Origin of the sequence: Roseibium sp. MMSF_3544 (assembly GCF_030732845.1) — a bacterium.
In the GTDB taxonomy this organism is placed as follows: Bacteria; Pseudomonadota; Alphaproteobacteria; order Rhizobiales; family Stappiaceae; genus Roseibium.
In genome coordinates this window covers 79,544-95,642 of sequence record NZ_JASHKA010000022.1, presented here as the reverse complement: position 1 = coordinate 95,642, position 16,099 = coordinate 79,544, and the positions used below count along the sequence as shown (strand labels likewise).

General features: G+C 49.8%; 14 protein-coding genes. 8 read left to right on the top strand and 6 right to left on the bottom strand.

Going from position 1 to position 16,099, the window contains the following annotated elements; all coding sequences use genetic code 11:
* Window positions 1-326 (top strand): hypothetical protein (locus RBB47_RS24735; RefSeq protein WP_305988584.1); only part of this gene is annotated, 326 nt, incomplete at its 5' end.
* A 224-nt stretch (window positions 327-550) separates the two neighbouring features.
* Here the strand turns inward: RBB47_RS24735 and RBB47_RS24730 are convergent.
* Window positions 551-2,338 (bottom strand): ABC transporter ATP-binding protein, encoded by a 1,788-nt coding sequence (locus RBB47_RS24730; protein ID WP_305988583.1) that lies wholly within the window; start codon window positions 2,336-2,338, stop codon window positions 551-553.
* Window positions 2,339-3,075: 737 nt separating this feature from the next.
* Between RBB47_RS24730 and RBB47_RS24725 the strand changes: the two genes are divergently transcribed.
* From RBB47_RS24725 to RBB47_RS24695, 7 genes are all read left to right on the top strand, one after another.
* Complete coding sequence (locus tag RBB47_RS24725) at window positions 3,076-4,611, top strand: hypothetical protein (RefSeq protein ID WP_305988582.1); 1,536 nt, start codon at window positions 3,076-3,078, stop codon at window positions 4,609-4,611.
* Between the two features lie 2 nt (window positions 4,612-4,613).
* Window positions 4,614-5,561 carry a glycosyltransferase family 2 protein gene (locus RBB47_RS24720; RefSeq protein WP_305988581.1) on the top strand — a complete coding sequence of 316 codons (948 nt, stop codon included), beginning with the start codon at window positions 4,614-4,616 and terminating at the stop codon, window positions 5,559-5,561.
* On the top strand, window positions 5,554-5,880 hold the full coding sequence (locus tag RBB47_RS24715) for an SMR family transporter (protein ID WP_305988580.1): 327 nt from the start codon (window positions 5,554-5,556) through the stop codon (window positions 5,878-5,880). Before RBB47_RS24720 ends, RBB47_RS24715 begins: the two co-directional genes overlap by 8 nt.
* A gap of 78 nt (window positions 5,881-5,958) precedes the next feature.
* Window positions 5,959-6,207, top strand: a complete 249-nt coding sequence (locus RBB47_RS24710; RefSeq protein ID WP_371932849.1) for a transposase — start codon at window positions 5,959-5,961, stop codon at window positions 6,205-6,207.
* A gap of 842 nt (window positions 6,208-7,049) precedes the next feature.
* The gene (locus RBB47_RS24705) at window positions 7,050-8,180 is read left to right on the top strand and encodes a hypothetical protein (RefSeq protein ID WP_305988579.1); all 1,131 of its coding nucleotides are present in this window, start codon (window positions 7,050-7,052) and stop codon (window positions 8,178-8,180) included.
* A gap of 329 nt (window positions 8,181-8,509) precedes the next feature.
* Window positions 8,510-9,127 carry a hypothetical protein gene (locus RBB47_RS24700; protein ID WP_305988578.1) on the top strand — a complete coding sequence of 206 codons (618 nt, stop codon included), beginning with the start codon at window positions 8,510-8,512 and terminating at the stop codon, window positions 9,125-9,127.
* Between the two features lie 344 nt (window positions 9,128-9,471).
* On the top strand, window positions 9,472-10,335 hold the full coding sequence (locus RBB47_RS24695; RefSeq protein WP_305988577.1) for a class I SAM-dependent methyltransferase: 864 nt from the start codon (window positions 9,472-9,474) through the stop codon (window positions 10,333-10,335).
* A gap of 533 nt (window positions 10,336-10,868) precedes the next feature.
* Here the strand turns inward: RBB47_RS24695 and RBB47_RS24690 are convergent.
* The 5 genes from RBB47_RS24690 to RBB47_RS24670 form a co-directional block, all read right to left on the bottom strand.
* On the bottom strand, window positions 10,869-11,795 hold the full coding sequence (locus tag RBB47_RS24690; protein WP_305988576.1) for a glycosyltransferase family 2 protein: 927 nt from the start codon (window positions 11,793-11,795) through the stop codon (window positions 10,869-10,871).
* 74 nt (window positions 11,796-11,869) lie between these two features.
* Window positions 11,870-13,051 (bottom strand): hypothetical protein, encoded by a 1,182-nt coding sequence (locus tag RBB47_RS24685; RefSeq protein ID WP_305988575.1) that lies wholly within the window; start codon window positions 13,049-13,051, stop codon window positions 11,870-11,872.
* Window positions 13,048-13,836 carry a glucose-1-phosphate cytidylyltransferase gene (gene rfbF, locus RBB47_RS24680; RefSeq protein ID WP_305988574.1) on the bottom strand — a complete coding sequence of 263 codons (789 nt, stop codon included), beginning with the start codon at window positions 13,834-13,836 and terminating at the stop codon, window positions 13,048-13,050. Before rfbF ends, RBB47_RS24685 begins: the two co-directional genes overlap by 4 nt.
* Complete coding sequence (gene rfbG / locus RBB47_RS24675; protein ID WP_305988573.1) at window positions 13,833-14,930, bottom strand: CDP-glucose 4,6-dehydratase; 1,098 nt, start codon at window positions 14,928-14,930, stop codon at window positions 13,833-13,835. The genes rfbF and rfbG overlap by 4 nt, the downstream gene beginning before the upstream one ends.
* Window positions 14,931-14,959: 29 nt before the next feature.
* Window positions 14,960-15,853, bottom strand: coding sequence for an NAD(P)-dependent oxidoreductase (locus RBB47_RS24670; RefSeq protein WP_305988572.1), 894 nt, complete (start codon window positions 15,851-15,853; stop codon window positions 14,960-14,962).
* Between the last annotated feature and the right edge of the window lie 246 nt (window positions 15,854-16,099).

Below are 16,099 nucleotides of genomic sequence, written 5' to 3'. Positions count from 1 at the left end.
TAGCCCGCAAGAATAAAAATCATATAATTGTCTATTTTGAAGACTTGATAAACGATCCTACAACAGAAATATCGAAGATATTCGAGACGTTACAACTGGATTTGAGCCAAGTAAATTTCGAACTAGTCCAACAAAATGGCCTGCCGTATCGAGTAGAGTCTTCAGATGTGATCGAAAAATCAGGTTCACATACAACAGGGCGGCCATTTCAAGGTTTTGAAAGATCAAAAATTCATACTCCGACTAAAAATGTACCGGATGATGTTGTGCAAAAATATGTGAAATTCGGAAAAAAGAAAATATACAAGAAATTTTATGATTACTAATGAGTTTTTGTAATTCTATTCCCGCTCAACAACGCGTAAAGTTCATTGGTCTTTGCATGAACTTTCATTTAATTCTGAAAAAATCAAAAATATTAAAATAATATCGTAGTTTGCTTCAATGATCGCATTGAGATAGCCCTCTCTACGAGCGCAATTCTGCCGCTCCCAAATCACTCCACGTCGAAGGAGACCGGAACGTAGTTCAGGTCAAGTTTGACCTGAATTCAGGCCGCCTTTTCTTTTTTGTTCTGGAACTGCAATTGGCAAAGCCTGCGGTAGATGCCGTCGTGATCGAACAATTCATCATGCGTGCCGCTTTCCACGACCTTCCCTCCGTCCATCACGTGGATCATGTCAGCATGCCTCACGGTGCTCAAACGGTGCGCGATCACCAGCGTGGTCTTGCCCTCGGTAAGCCGCTCAACAGCGCTTTGGATCTTGGCTTCCGATTCTGAATCGAGCGCGGATGTCGCTTCGTCCAGAAGCAGGATCGGGGCGTCGCGGAGCATCGCTCTCGCAATGGCAATCCGCTGGCGCTGGCCGCCTGACAGCTTGTTTCCGCCCTGCCCGGTACTCGAATCGTATCCCTTGGGCATCTGCACGATAAAGTCATGCGCATTGGCGGCCTTTGCCGCAGCCTCGATTTCTTCCTGTATTGCTCCCGGTTTGCCGACAGCAATGTTCTCGCGGACGCTGAGTTCAAACAAAAACGGGTCCTGACCCACATACGCAATCGATTGCCTCACTGAGTCAAGATTGCGCGACGGCAATGTCTGGTCATCGATAAGTACGTCGCCACTGTCGGGATCATAAAACCTTTCGATCAGCGAAAATACGGTCGATTTACCGGCGCCCGACGCGCCCACGAGCGCCGTCATTTTGCCAGGCTCGGCAACAAAGCTGATGCCCTTGAGCGCCGGCGTCCCCGCATAGGAAAAAACCACGTTGCGGAATTCGATCTTCCCGCCGGTGACGCACAAGTCAGGCGCGTTCTCGATCTCTTTCATGCCCGGCACACGATCGACCAGCTCGTACATCATGCGAAGACCGACCACGTTCTTGCCGAGGTTGACATTCAGACGCGCCAGACGCTTGGCCGGATCGTATGCCAAGAGGAGAGCTGTGATGAACGAAAACAGGGCACCCGGATCCTGGCCGAGTTCGATAACCGAAAACCCGCCATAGAACATAACGCCTGCGATCGCGAAACCGCCAAGAGTATCCATCAACGGGGCCGTTCTGGCAGACAGTGACGCTATCTTGTTCGACTGCTTCTGAACCTCGAGAATGCCCACTTCCATCCGCTTCTTCATGAATGGCTCGAGGCTGAACGCCTTCACCGTCCGTATCCCGAGAACGGTATCCTTTTGTGCCGCACCGATTTTGACACTCGAGACAACCTTTCGTTTGACATATTGCTTCGTTCGCTTCACCAGAAAGGTCACGCCGAGGATCGCCGGCGGCATGATTACAAAGGCGAAAACGCTTAGCAACGGGTTCTGAAAAACCATTACGAAAACCAGTCCGATCAACGTCAAGACATCGCGGCCGAGCGAGACGATGATCAGGTCGAGCGTCCCCTTCGCCGCCCCGACGCCCTGTCCGATCCGAACCCCGATTTCTGAGATCGTGTTCTGGTCGAAGAAGGTCTGGTCCTGCCGGATCATGTGCGCGAACATCCGCCGCCTGAGATCGGAAACGATTTCGTTGCCGACCCTAGAAAGCACGACCAGCTGACCGTAAGTCGATGCACCCTTGACCACAAAGATACAAAGAACGACAGTTGCGATGACATACACCATCGTCGCGTCCTTGTTGACGAAGACCTCGTTGACCACGTCGCGCATGATCCAGGCACTCGCAGCCGTGGTCGCAGCTATCATGGCCATGAACACGAATGCGAGCCCGTATTTCGGCAGGTAGTTCCGGTAATTCTCACTGAGCAACCGTCTGACCAGCCGCACGGTTCCGTCTGGGTCGTTAAGTGTTTTCGAATTAAGCGGATTGCGCACGAAGCGGTTCCTTTCTGAAGCCATCAACAGACGGCAAACACGCGGAGACCTGCCTTGCAGGGATCTCCACCATTGGCAGACAATTACTCAATTTACCTGTGTTTCTGCAAGTAGGCTTTGCGTCGTTGTTCCAACACGAAGGTGCCAGCATGCTTATCGACGTGTAGCGACTTTGGTTGCGAAGACCATAAAGTCCAAATATGCGCCCACTTCAATGAGAGTAAACCGTTTGGCGTCGAATTGCCTGATTCCCAGCAAATACCCTGATAGTGGCTTCGAAAAAAACTGGTAAAAGGTGTTTGGCAATCCAGCAAGCAACGAAACTCGCGAGACATAGCGGTTAGATGACATTCTATCGGCTTGGCGGCACGATCTGATGTTGGATCCAAATAAGCCGATCGGTTCTCGCAATCTCAATGCCAACTCCTGTGACCGCACAGGCGTTTCCCGCCTTCATTTCACTCCCCGGCGAAACGGTTGGCTTGCGCTAGTAGCGTTAGAAAGGGTAGAGGTTCGAATTCAGTGAGGAGGATGAAAGCAGCCAGTTTTCTACCCCCAAACCACCCCAAAAAAGGTCGATAACTTCCAATTCATGACTCGCAGACATTTTTTGCAAGGAATGGGAGCTAATAACTTCATATTTTAGTCTGTTTGTATATGGTTCAAAATCGAGTCCAAAGAATTTCAAGCCACGTGAATCGAGTTTGCCGACACGACCAGCCAGGAGTTGGCCGAAAATGTTTGTATCTACGCTGCTCAATGCTGTGCGAGTTTTGCGGCCCTCTTTAGTGTTCTTAACACTTTTGCTGATAATTGCTGCTTTCTATTTTCCCATCTTTCACTCCGATTTCGGGATTATCGACGACCACGAAATAGTAAATTTCCTGGCCCTCGATCCGTTTTCCATCTCCAAGCTTTGGATAATTCTGATAAACGAGACTGAGGTTGGGCACCCATTCGATACTGCGAGGTATCGACCCGTCTATTACTTTGTGCGTCTCATCGAAACCCGAGTTTGGGCTGAGGATGTAGGAGTTTGGTATCTCTTCAGAATCGTAATTTTTGCTTATTTTGCATCAGAGTTCTTTGTTCTGGTTCGACGTCTTTTTGGACCAAGTTATGCAATCGTGTTTTTTCTTTGGATGCTAACTAGCAAGATATTCATAGATATTTTTGGCAGACTTGGTCCTTCCGAAACATATGGTGTACTCGGCTGCGCAATCTGCCTCACTGCAGTGCGGCGTATTCAGGCTCGCAAACTTGGTTTTCTAGAAAGTGTTTTAATTGCAGTTGGCACCTTGATTGCTATCGGATCAAAAGAGAATTTTGTGTTTTTGCTTCTTCCGTTAGCGGTTGCAATTGTTGTTTCCACCGATTGGGAGAATATACTAGGACGAATTGTTTTGTTCGCGTCGTTTGTCATAAACCTATTGATATGGGCAGCAGTGCTTCCAGGCACTTTGGGTAGAGGAACCAACATATATCAAGATGCTATTCCAACGTTTTCGCTTCTAAGTATCTATCCTATGGGCACTTCGCTGGCATTGGCGAGTGTAGCCGGCGCCGGATTGCTAGTTTTCTCGAAATTTGTTTGGCAACACTTAAGTCGACTGAGCTTCTCACATCGACAGATCGAACTCCTGCTCTGGCTGGGACTTTTTGCTTCTGGATTGATAATACAGCTATTCGTGTATCGTGAACTGAAAACAGGCAACCGCTACGGTTTTCCTGGAGTGCCAATGGTAGGTTTTGTACTGATCTGCATGGTAAGCTGGATACTTGATCGGTTTCGCGACTTTTCATGGCCATCAAAGATCAAATCACTGTTTCCTAGCGTTTTGACCGCAGCGATTCTCCTGATTTTTGTGGGACCAGCTGTTGACGCTCAAGAACGGATCAGATCTAGCGTATCGGCGACCCGTGAGTTTCAAGCAGAGTATGCGAAACTGTACAAGGCAATAAAGTCACGGGGCAAGGTAGATGTTGTACTGGCAATCCATGGTCCCAGTGCATATGAACCTGTATTTTCGGTAAAGCGCTTTCTCAAGAAAGACTTCGGAGAAATGAATGTTTCCATATCTGTTGAAACCGACGAAGAGTTTGCAGGTGCACTTAAAAGCAAACTTATGAGCAGGTTACGAGAAATTGAGTTAAACGGAAGAGTGGGGTGGGTTTCGCTAAAAGAGATCAATGAAGCAAACTGTATTTCTGTTCTCTTCTCTGGTAGCGAAACACGCCTTTCGTGCCCAGTAGTTTCTCGACCTTGGCAGTAGAAATGACTAGATTGATAATTATTCTACCATGCTTCAATGAGGCTGAATCACTCGAAAAAACAGTGGAAACAGTCGATGGTCTTATTCAAGAGTTGATTGACAAGAAACTCGTAACGCATGACAGCTATGCCCTCTATGTCGACGATGGAAGTACAGATGAGACTTGGGCGTTAATTCTACGCTTTTCACAGTCCAGTAGCCGAGTACAGGGCATCAGATTGTCGAGCAACGCAGGACATCAATTGGCGCTAGCGGCAGGGATGCAGGAGGCCAACGGAAAATGTGATGCTTGCGTTTCTATCGATGCAGACTTGCAGCAAGATCCGAAGGCCATAGAGCAATTTCTTTCTCGAATGCGCGATGGAGCAGAAGTAGTCTATGGAGTGCGTCAAGATCGCTCCACAGATGGCTTTTTCAAATATTCGTTAGCGAACGTGTTCTATTTCTTAGCCCGCCATATCGGCGTCAAACTAGTGCGGGGACATGCGGACTATCGGCTGCTATCAGCCAAGGCTCTCTCTATTGCATGTCGCTTTGCCGAAAGCGATCCTTTTTATAGGGGTATTATTCCACTTATCGGTTTGCGGTCAGATATTGTTGAGTTCGAGGTTAAGCCACGCGAATTTGGTGTGTCAAAATATAGTTTTTCAAAAATGGTTCGTCTGGCACTGACAGGCATCACATCATTCAGCATCATTCCACTGCGATTGATCGGAGCGCTCGGTGTTCTAGTTCTATTTGTTTCTTTATTATTAACTTTTTATGTTTTGTTGGTGCGATTGTTTACCGACTCTGCCGTGCCAGGGTGGGCATCGATCGTCGTTCCAATATACATGCTTTCTGGAATTCAGATGATTTCGTTAAGCGTAATTGGGGAGTACGTCGGACGGATATTTTTGGAGGTAAAAGGGCGTCCACCATTTGTAGTTTGGGAAAAAACTTATGATTAGCATTTACTATTTGGCGTTCTTAATTTACTTCCCGACATCCATTTTTGGCTTGTATAAGATGAAATCAGCTAACAGTTTGTTGTCGCTTGATTTTTCGATTGGCCTCTTCGCCTATTTTGTCGGGGCTATGCTTTGGATTGTTGCGCTGCGTCATTTCCCATTATCGTTTGCATTTCCATTTGCGGCAGGTTTGCTGATCGTTGGAACTCAGCTTACGGGAATCTTCATTTTGAATGAAACGACAGACACAAGGCAACTTATCGCGATCGCGCTCCTAATAGCTGGACTAATACTAATGGGCACGCGTAACCCGCACTAACCACGAGTTAAAGAGCTGCTCCTAGAAATCGAAAATAGACATAAGACTAGATTAGTTTTCCGCTGACCTTCAATAGGAATGAGACTCGAGATTTCTAAACGCAAGCAGCATGCGCCGGACTTCAAGGAGAATGTCACGCTGGAAGCATCGAAAGGCGAGGAGACGATACCTGAACTTCTGAGCCGGTTCGACGTTCACCCGGCCATGATTCATCAATGGAAGCGGGCTCTTATGGAAGGCGTTTCTAAGGTTTTTGAACGCGACGGCGAACGAATGCCCGAGCTTTTGTATCCGGATCATGGGAGCCAGTACACATCATTCGTTTGAACAGACCGTCAGCGCCAATCCGGCGTGCTTATTTCGACCGACCGCAAAGGCCGGTTCCTCGACAATATCTTCGACAAGCGGCTTTGGCTCTCCCTCAAATGTGAGTGCGTCTACCTACGCGCCTGGGAAACCCGTTCACAGACCAAGGTGGGCATCCGAACATGTAAGGATTTTTCAACAAGAAAGGTCCGCGCTCAGTCTCTACCGGCAAACCGCTCGACGTAGTCTACTGGCAGCACATTGAGCAACGCTAACCCAATCAGCAGGAACAGAGTGTGGCTTAAGTTGTGACAAAATCTATTTAATGATCGGGGAATAACCCAGTCCAATTTGCCACTCGTAGCACGATGATCATCGACTTATTCACGTTTCCGCTTTTTACGCTTTCAGTTTGCCTGACCGGACTGGGGTTTTGGAAGCTCGCCTGCAAGGCATCAGGTGTTTCGGTGGACGGACTGCCAGTATTTGTTTTTCCCCTCCTGGGTGCTTTCACGCTCGGGTTTGTAGCGATGCTGGTGAATTTTTTCAGCGGCGTCGCAAACTCGTTTTCTTATGCCGTTTTGTTGGCGCTGCTGATCTATGGGATCGTTTCAGTTCGGAAAGAAGAAGTCCGCGGCCTTGCAATTGTTTGCCTGCTTGCTGCCCTGTGTACGCCTCTTGCGGCCGACATGCAGCCAGGGCCGGACGCTGCACTTTATCACCTGCCGCATCAGAAATGGATCCGGGAACACGCTATCGTCTTCGGCCTTGCAAATCTGCACGGGCGCTACGGTTTCAGTTCATATCTTGAGTACATCAATTCGCTGTTGTGGATCGGAGAGGCTTTCAAGCTTCTGTCCTATATGACCGCAGTTTTTTTCGTAGCTTTCCTCTCCTTCGTTCAATTCGCGATCAGTTCCCGGTATGCGATTTCGCGCATCTTCGCGATCCTTATGGCCATTAACGTCCTCGTCTTCGATCGCTATTTCGTCTGGAAATATAGTTACGCGGACAGTTCTGCTGGAATTGCCTTCGCACTGGCTGTGGCACTTGGTGTTCTGACGCTGGAGGCCCAGGCCCGTTCGTCGCCACAACGGTTCGGTCTGATTCTAGCGTTTCTGATTGTTTCAGCCATGAGCGTAGCGCTCAAGGTGAGCAGCGCCCTTATTGTCATTTGGGCCCTCTATGTCTTCTTCATGGCCGCCAAAAAAGCCGGTGAATCACCCTTTCATCTGGCACGAATTGCCGTCCTGCCTGCGATCTTTGCTTTTGGTTGGACACTGCGCGGCGTGATCGTTAGTGGATGCCTGCTTTTTCCGGCTTCCTGGAGTTGTGTCGACGTCCCCTGGAATGCAGAACAGGAAGCAATCAGCCAGGCAAATTGGGTTACCGCCTGGGCCAGACATCCAAGTGCTGGCCTCTACTCGCTGGAGGGCTGGTCCTGGATTTCAAATTACTGGCTGGAAGCTAGCACCAATCTACTTGTTTGGCTGGCTATTGCGGCACTTGCCACCTTCTGTGTCGCCATTGTATTTCGACGCTATCTGACAGCGGAGCGATTGCCACGCCTGGATGCGCTTGTGCTGATCATTGTCGTCGTCGCGGCGCTGTCACTTTGGTTCTTAAAGGCGCCATCAGATCGCTTTGGGATTGGCGTGTTCATGGTGGCCGCTCCGCTTTTTGCGATCTCTGTTTTGGGAGCACCTATCTTTGTCCCCGGCTTGAAAACGCGCGCGCTCAGCATTTTGCTCATTGTGCTTCTTGCGAACAATCAAGGAGGGTTCTCAATCAAGGGTCTTATGCGATTTCACCTGCTTACTGTGCCGGTCGTCGAAACGATTCCCGATGCCAATTTCGGGGTCAGGCCGAAATCTGGCGGCGGTGATTGCTGGACTGCGACACATTGCGCTCCTGGCAACAGACCGACACCCACCGAGAAGTCGGGCTATCTGTTTTTTGAGATGCCAAGTGATCAGCATACTTCAGCGCGATGAACTGCTTGTCCTGAAGTGGGCCGGCGAGGCGTGAACATGACCACCATTCGATATCCGGCTGGTGATTTATTGTGGTTAGACACGCATCTCAATGTTCACGCGAAAAAGTATCCAATTTCTGATGACTCTGTTGCTGCAGTCCGTGGTCAGAGTTGGAGACATGACGTCTGAACGATTGCCCGGGCTTAATCGACAGCGTTCAAGCTAACGGCATCGAGCTTTCCCAAGTGGCGACCGCCTCCTGTTCCAAAGTGTGCTACTGAAGTTCGAAATCGTTCTTCCTTGCAAATGCCACCAGGCCCTGTGTGTTAGATCACGAAAGGCACTAAATGAAATTCGTCTCCAGCGTGCTTATGACTGTAGTCTTTATCGCGATACTCTTGGTCACTTATTGCCTTCACACATGGTTTTTCAGGGTCGATGTGATTTTGTATTCCGCGCTTTTGGACGCGCTGATTGCGACCGTGATCGCCTCTTTGGTTCTGTTCTGGCCCAGAAAAACACCGATACTTGGCCACTTTGAAAAGCTGTTGCTGCTCGTTATCTGGCTGCTGGGCGGTTACGCCTTCGCAATTTCCATCCCTACAGTGCTCGATCGGTCGCTGTCGTTTTACATACTGGAAAAACTGGATCAGCGCGGAGGTGGGATTTTGGTGGACAGGTTCGGAGATGTTTTCACCGACGAATATATGCACGAGTTCAGGCTTGTGGATGTCCGGCTGACCGAGCAGGAAGAATCAGGGACGATCAGGATCGAAAACGGCTGCGTTATGCTCACAGACCGCGGCCGCAGACTAGTGTCCGTCAGTAGCTTCTTCCGAAATCATTTGCTGCCACCGAGCCGGCTGTTGCGTGGAGAGTACACGGACGATCTGACCGACCCTTTCCGAAACAGTATTCCAGCGCCCGATTATCTGTGCAACGAAACCTCCGACAGGAAAAACTGACCGTGGACTATATTGAAGCTTGCAGACGCGAACGGCAAAATTTGAGTTTGCGTGAGTACAACAACGAATAACACCCACATGGGAAAGTCGGCAACCAGCCCTTCTTTCAGCTTTCAATTCCTGAAAACACAATCTAGGAATGCATCTGACTTGGTTTGGCGAACTCATAACCCAATAGGCAGCACTGTTGAGAACCTTCTTGCAAGCAATTATTGAACTCAACTTTATTGGTAAAAAAGCTTGCACCCAGCGACTTGGTCGATCTAACTGGCTAATAAATGAGAGATAATAGAAGACGACTACCGCAATTCGAGCTTGCTGCCCATTTCGTAGGAGAAAACTCGTTGTTTAAAAAGAAACCGAGTGATGCTTTTGTCAGCATTGCAACTTCTGGCGTTCGTGACGGAATCTCGAGCCTTGAGCTGAGTGGTAATTGGTCAAAACAGCGTTCCGTATATGCCCAAGGTCGCATTGCGAAATATACAGGGCGAATTGCCGAGTGGCTCGAAAAATCCGTAGAAGCCAGCAACTTTACTTATGAACTGAGAGCGGTGAATCGGCAGCATTTAGCAGCTTTCGTAGCAACTGTCGCGAATATTCCGATCAAAAGTGCCATGGGTTTTATTGAAGAACTCCAGCAAGATAATTGCGTTTTAAACCACTATTCCCAGGCCCTGGCCATTAGCCAGACCAAGGCAGACCCAATCCCTTTGTGGGGTAGGCGATTGGGCTGGTATGCCCTGACCCGGGCCTTGAAACCAAAGCTCATTGTAGAGACAGGTGTGCACAATGGGCTCGGCGCATTGGCGTTCACCGCTGCACTAAAGCAAAATGCGACAGAAGACCATCATGGGCGTTATATCGGCCTTGAAGTCTTACCGCATTTCGGTTGGCTCCTCTCTGGCCCGTATGAAGAATTCGGTGAAATTCGCTATGGCAAATCACTTGATCTGCTTTCCAACATAGAGGGTCCTATCGAACTATTTCTTCATGATAGCGATCATTCAGTTGATCATGAGACGAGTGAATTTAGAGCGGTCGAACCCAAACTTTCAAAAAACTGTATCGTCATGAGCGATAATACATACACAAGCCCTGCGCTTTACGAGTTCGCCAACGAAACGGATCGGCGCTTTCTTCATTTTCAGGAGATCAGCGAAAATCATTTTTATCCGGGTGCTGGCTTCGCCGCTGCTTGGTTCGGTTGACTTATATAGTTAACTCAATCGGCCCAACCGTGGTTTCATGACATTTTGTTGCATACTGACAAATGTGCAAATCATTCATTGCACTGAATTAAGCTGCCAATAGAACAGTTTCGACAGATCTAATGAAAGGACAATCCACCCTCAAATCGTTTGCGAGTAAACGCCCTAAACGACCAACTTCATTTGAATGAAGCAATGTTTCTGCTCATTGGGGCGAACCCCAAAAAAACGCGCAAAAAACGCAAAAGGATTCCGTACTAAATAGTTTGTTTCTGGCATGGCCAGACAATGACAAGCAGCTAGCGTGCATCCGAACACGCTATACTGCGAAGATTGCTTTGCGCCATAAATTGGACGTGATCCAGCAGGTTGTATATTGACCTTCTCCACTATGAGCTGCAATTATTGGCCTGCAACGATACTCGTGCCTCGCTCGCATAGCGGGCAAGTGTAATGAAGTTATTTTTATTTTCAGAATACAATTTCCCGAAATCATTATTATAGCAGAAAGACTAAACTCAAATTCAATATAATCAATCAGTTTCAACGAATAATTTGATTATTTTTTTCCTTATTTTCTTGATTTTACTGATTTTTCTTTTTTTATTTTTGTAAAATTCCTTCAATTTTTTAAATTCACTTGGATCTTCCGAGATTTTTTTAGGGTACTTAACTTTAACTTCCAGGTTTAATTTCCTCGCCCTGTTTCGTACCTCGTCAACGCTACAATGCACGCCACTCCCGTCGAAGCCAATGTTTCTCACGTAAGAAACATTTGGATTCAAGCATAAACCACCCTCTTTGAAGATAGTCGCATACCAGAATATGGCCCAGGTGTTCATTCTGCCGTCAGCATTCGCTAAAACCTGGAACCAGAACTTCTCACCTATATCCAGATTGAATCGATTGATCATGTCCGGCGTGAATTCACTCAGGAGCTTTTCAGGGTCCTTTTCGAAATGCTGCCACCTATCGCGCCAAGTCCCCCACCCCCAGCAATTCATCAATCGTGAAAAGTGGGTTTTTGTGGAGTCCCTGCTTCGCGTTGGTTCATTGTAGCCGCAGATATGCCAGACTTTTTTCTCGCCTTGGAAGTGCGAGAGACTGCCGTTCATGTAGTTCAGAAATGCTGGGCTGGTTACGATGTCGTCTTCAAGAACAACTATCCTGTCATGCTCTTCAAGGGTCCTGGTTATTCCTTGGATAATACTCCTCGCCAAACCGATATTGGCGTCCCGCCGGACAATGGTGACTGATTTGAAGCCCTCGACCGCATCGGCGATGGCGTAAACCTCATGAACAAGAGCAATGTCTTTTTCGGCGCGGGGTCCATCCACGAACACGAACAGATCCGTTTCGCCCGCAAGATGGTTCTTCGCGATCGCATCAAGTGTCCTGCGCGTATGATCCGGCCGGTTGAATGCAAAAAGCGCGACGGGTGCCAGCTCGTTTTTCTTCATTTGGTGACCTTCCTGCGCGTCTGTCACTTCTCGCTAAACCCGACACTCATGAAAGATCGCGCGTAAAACAGTCTTCAAACTTCACTTCTCATCTGTTCATTTATGTTCTGGATATAGGTGCTGTTTCTCTTCGTAAACGAATCCAGCCACTCTCGTTTCTGGTCACTATCCACCGATCGCTCTGATGACAGGTACTCTGCCAACTGCGTGGCAGCTTTTTCAGGATGAGCGTCCAAATGCAGAACGACACCTTCCGGTATTTCATCCGAGAAGCTTGTGGAATTCACGGCAACCGCTGTCGTTGAAGCGAAGCGAATATTCTTGATAAGCGCCCCTTCGATTGACGCCGACCAGAAGGACGGCGAAAGAACGACTTTGCAGGACGTGACTGCATCTCTGAGCCCGCTCGTCCAACTCATCTGAACAAAGGAACAGTTTTCCGGTGCATCATCGACATCCGCAGGACACTTGAACGGAAACAAGAATGAAAGCTGCGGCGCATGGCGCGCGACCGAAAGCGCCCAGCGGCTACCTTTTGCAAGAACGTCATTCCCGTGAAAGACAATGTCCCACCGGGTATCGCCCGGCTTCGGCTCTTCCAAGCCCTTTGAGCCTGCAATCAGGGATTCTTCAATATCCGCTGCCCAAAGGCCCACGACAGGCACAGGCATCCCAAATTGCTGTTCGGCGAGCTTTGCCTGCCGTTCGTTTTGCGCCAGAAAATGAACCTTCCTGTCGCGCGCAAGTGAATGCAGCTTGCGGACAAACACGGTAGCGCTTGATGTCTGCCGGGGAAATGGCGAACATCCGAACATCTTTGCTGCGTGTTGAGCGGGATCACCCAGACATCTCAGGCATGCCGCGTGTTCCAATGGCAGATGGTTGTAGCTTCGGACGCAGAAGAAGCTCGACTCCAACAGGTAGATCCAACAGTTGCCACGCAGGAATTTGATGATCCTCAACGTAGCGGAAAAGCCGAGGTCCTGTGGGTGCAGCAGGAGCACAGGCGTCTTCGACCTTCTCAGAAACCAAAGGCGCACAAAAAACAGAAGCCAGCGCGGTGCGCCTTTCAGCCACAAGAACAGTTCGCGAAACACCGACCGGTCGTCCCGCTTGTCCAGCCTGGGACCGGGCTCGATGTAGGGCAGTCCTTGTGCCACCAGGTAAGCCACCAGCTGACCGGTGCCGGATTTTCCCGCCGGAATCCCGCTCACGACTGCAAAATCACCTGAGACATTCGGCGCGGCACCGCTCAACGGATATCCCTCCAGACTTTCCAGGGGGCATCACCGCTTTGCCACAGGTTTTCCAGATACTGCTTTTCGCGCAAGGTATCCATCGGTTGCCAGAACCCCTCGTGAACGAAGGCCGACATCTGGCCGTCATGCGAAATGCGCTTCATCGGAGCCTGTTCCCATGGAGTATCTTCGATATCTGGAGCCTGAAGATAGGCTTCGATCTTCGGTGAAAGGACAAAAAAACCACCGTTGATCCAGCCGCTTTCCCCTCTGGGTTTCTCCACGAAGCCGCTCACTTTCGTGTCTTCTATTTCAACCGCGCCGAAACGGCCTGGCAGCCTCACTGCAGTCACTGTTGCCAGCCTGCTTTCCTTGCGGTGAAAGGCGATGCTCTCGGTGATGTCGATATCGGACAGACCGTCGCCATAGGTCATGCAGAAATCGTCATCCCCCACAAAAGGCAGTATCTTCTTGATCCGGCCGGCCGTCTGTGTGTTCAGCCCCGTCTCGATAAGCGTGATTTTCCAGGGTTCGGATCTGTTTTCGAGCAGTTCCACACCGCCGTTTTTCAAGTCTATCGTGACGTTTGATACATGCATCAGGTAGTTGGCAAAAAACTCCTTTATCATGTAGCCCTTGTATCCAAGGCATATGATGAATTCATTGATCCCGTGCGCGGAATACATCTTCATGATGTGCCAGAGGATCGGTTTGCCACCGATTTCGACCATTGGCTTCGGCCGGGCAACCGTTTCTTCGGCCAGCCTCGTTCCAAGGCCCCCCGCCAGAATTACCGCTTTCATTTAATCGGTTCCATTTGTTCCATTGAGCTTAGAGCGGTCTCATATTCATTGATCTGGGCCAGCGTCAATGCTTTCAGATCTTCTCCGTCGTGGAAGCTTCTGTACCAGTCGACCGTTCTTTGCAGTGCAGTCCGGGTGTCCCACACAGGACGCCATCCCAATCCGAACAGCGCCTTCGAATTATCCAGTGCAAGGATCCTGGCTTCTTTCTTCTCCGCGTCAGCATGCCCTGTAGTGCGCCAATCGGCACCCCCGCCCCAACTCGCTTTCAGGATATCCGCTATTTTCCTGACTTCCCAGATGCCCTCGACATTCGGACCGAAATTCCAGCCTTCACCAAATCGTTTCGGGTCCTCGGCAAGCCGTTCGGCAAGGAGCATATACCCGCTCAGCGGCTCCAGCACGTGTTGCCAAGGCCTGATCGCGTGCGGGTTCCTTATGATTGCAGTTTCGTTCTTCATGAAAGAACCGACAATATCCGGAACAAGTCTGTCGATTGCCCAGTCGCCGCCACCGATCACGTTGCCGGCTCTGGCGGTTGCCAATCCTGTCCGGTTTTGCGCAAAGAAGGAATGCCGGTAGGACGCTGTAAGAATTTCTGCCGCCCCCTTGCTGGCTGAATAGGGGTCCTTGCCGCCCATAGCCTCGTTCTCACGATAGCCCCAGACCCATTCCTTGTTGTCGTAACACTTGTCGCTGGTTATGATGACAATCGCTTCAAGCCCAGTTACCGTCCTGAGCGCGTCAAGCAGATATGCGGTCCCCATGACATTTGTTTCGAACGTTTCGAGCGGGCTGTCATAGGACAATCGCACCAGAGGTTGCGCGGCGAGATGGAAGACGATTTGAGGGCTGCAACAGTCAATCGCGTCCCTTACCAGCGCCGGATCCCGAAGATCCACCCTGAAGTCGTTTTCCAGACCGTTGCCAGCGTCCGTGCAGACATAAAGATGCCGTTCGCTTTCCGGGTCGAGTGCAAGGCCGCTTACATTCGCGCCAAGCCTTTTCAGCCAGTGGAGGAGCCAGCTGCCCTTGAACCCCGTATGACCGGTGACCAGAACGCGCTTGCCCTGCCAAAATTTTTTTCTGAGCATGATATCTTTCTGACGCTTGATGCCCCGGGTTAACCGGCTGTGTCATCCCATTCCCGCAGCAATTCTTCTACACCTTCCGCGATTTTTATCTTCGGTTCCCAGCCACTGAATTTTGGTCCGACAAACGGCACCATGAGCTGATTGCTACGATAGGGACGCGCACCCCAATTGACATTCATAGCCCGGCCAGAAACCGCTTCGACCACGCGCGCCAACTCTCTCACCGTTATAACCTCATCGCCGCAAACATACTGATTTGGGTTCGGTGAGCCTGTACTGTCGCTCAGGTTCTCGAGCGCCAAAAGAACTGCAGAAACCGCGTCCCGAACGTGGAGCGGCACCATTTTCTGCAAGCCCGGGGTTGCATCCATCCCGTTGCCGGTCTTGGCAGCCGAAATCAGCTCCGGAAGAAGCTTCGGCCTGGTGTCGCCAGGACCATACAAGTCGTACAAAACAAGGGTTATCGCATTTAAATCATGCCAGTCAGCATAATAGCTCAGCATCTCGGAAAACGCTTGCTTGGTAGCCGCGTAGAGCGAATTCGGCTTCACATCGCCGTTTTCGCCAAACTGCGAAAAGGTGCCCATGTTGACAAAACCAGTGATGCCTGCCAGCCGGGAAGCCTCAAGGATCTTGCCGCCAAAAAGCAAATTGGCGTTCAGAATGTCCATTGCGTTTCCGGCAGATTCATCAGCCGGATAAATTGTCGCCACATGGATGACGCGCGATATCTCTTGGCGTTTGAAATCATCTGCGAGCTTCAGGACGTCTCCGTCATCCCGAAGGATTTGACAGTTCGCATATGCCTCGGGCGGTCGTCCTGCCCTCACCAGGGCGAAGGCGGGAATGTCTCTCTTATGGAGTTCACGCAAAATGTTCCTTCCCAAGAACCCGCTCGCCCCTGTTACCAGAACAGCACTCATTCATTTTCCCTTTCAGCGGTAAAATTGCGGAGAGACGTCTTCTTCGAAGAACGGACAGTCAATAAAACAAAACGTAATGCCATCTATAGATCCACGCTTAAACCGTTCTGAACTATCCCAGGTACCAACCACCCTTGGCAGCATGGTCGACAGAGTGTTGTTGGCTGTCCGATACATTTCTCACCTTGTGCGGCACTTCATTAGAACGCGCGGTTTCATCTTCGTCTGATAGGTTTTCCGCAAAAG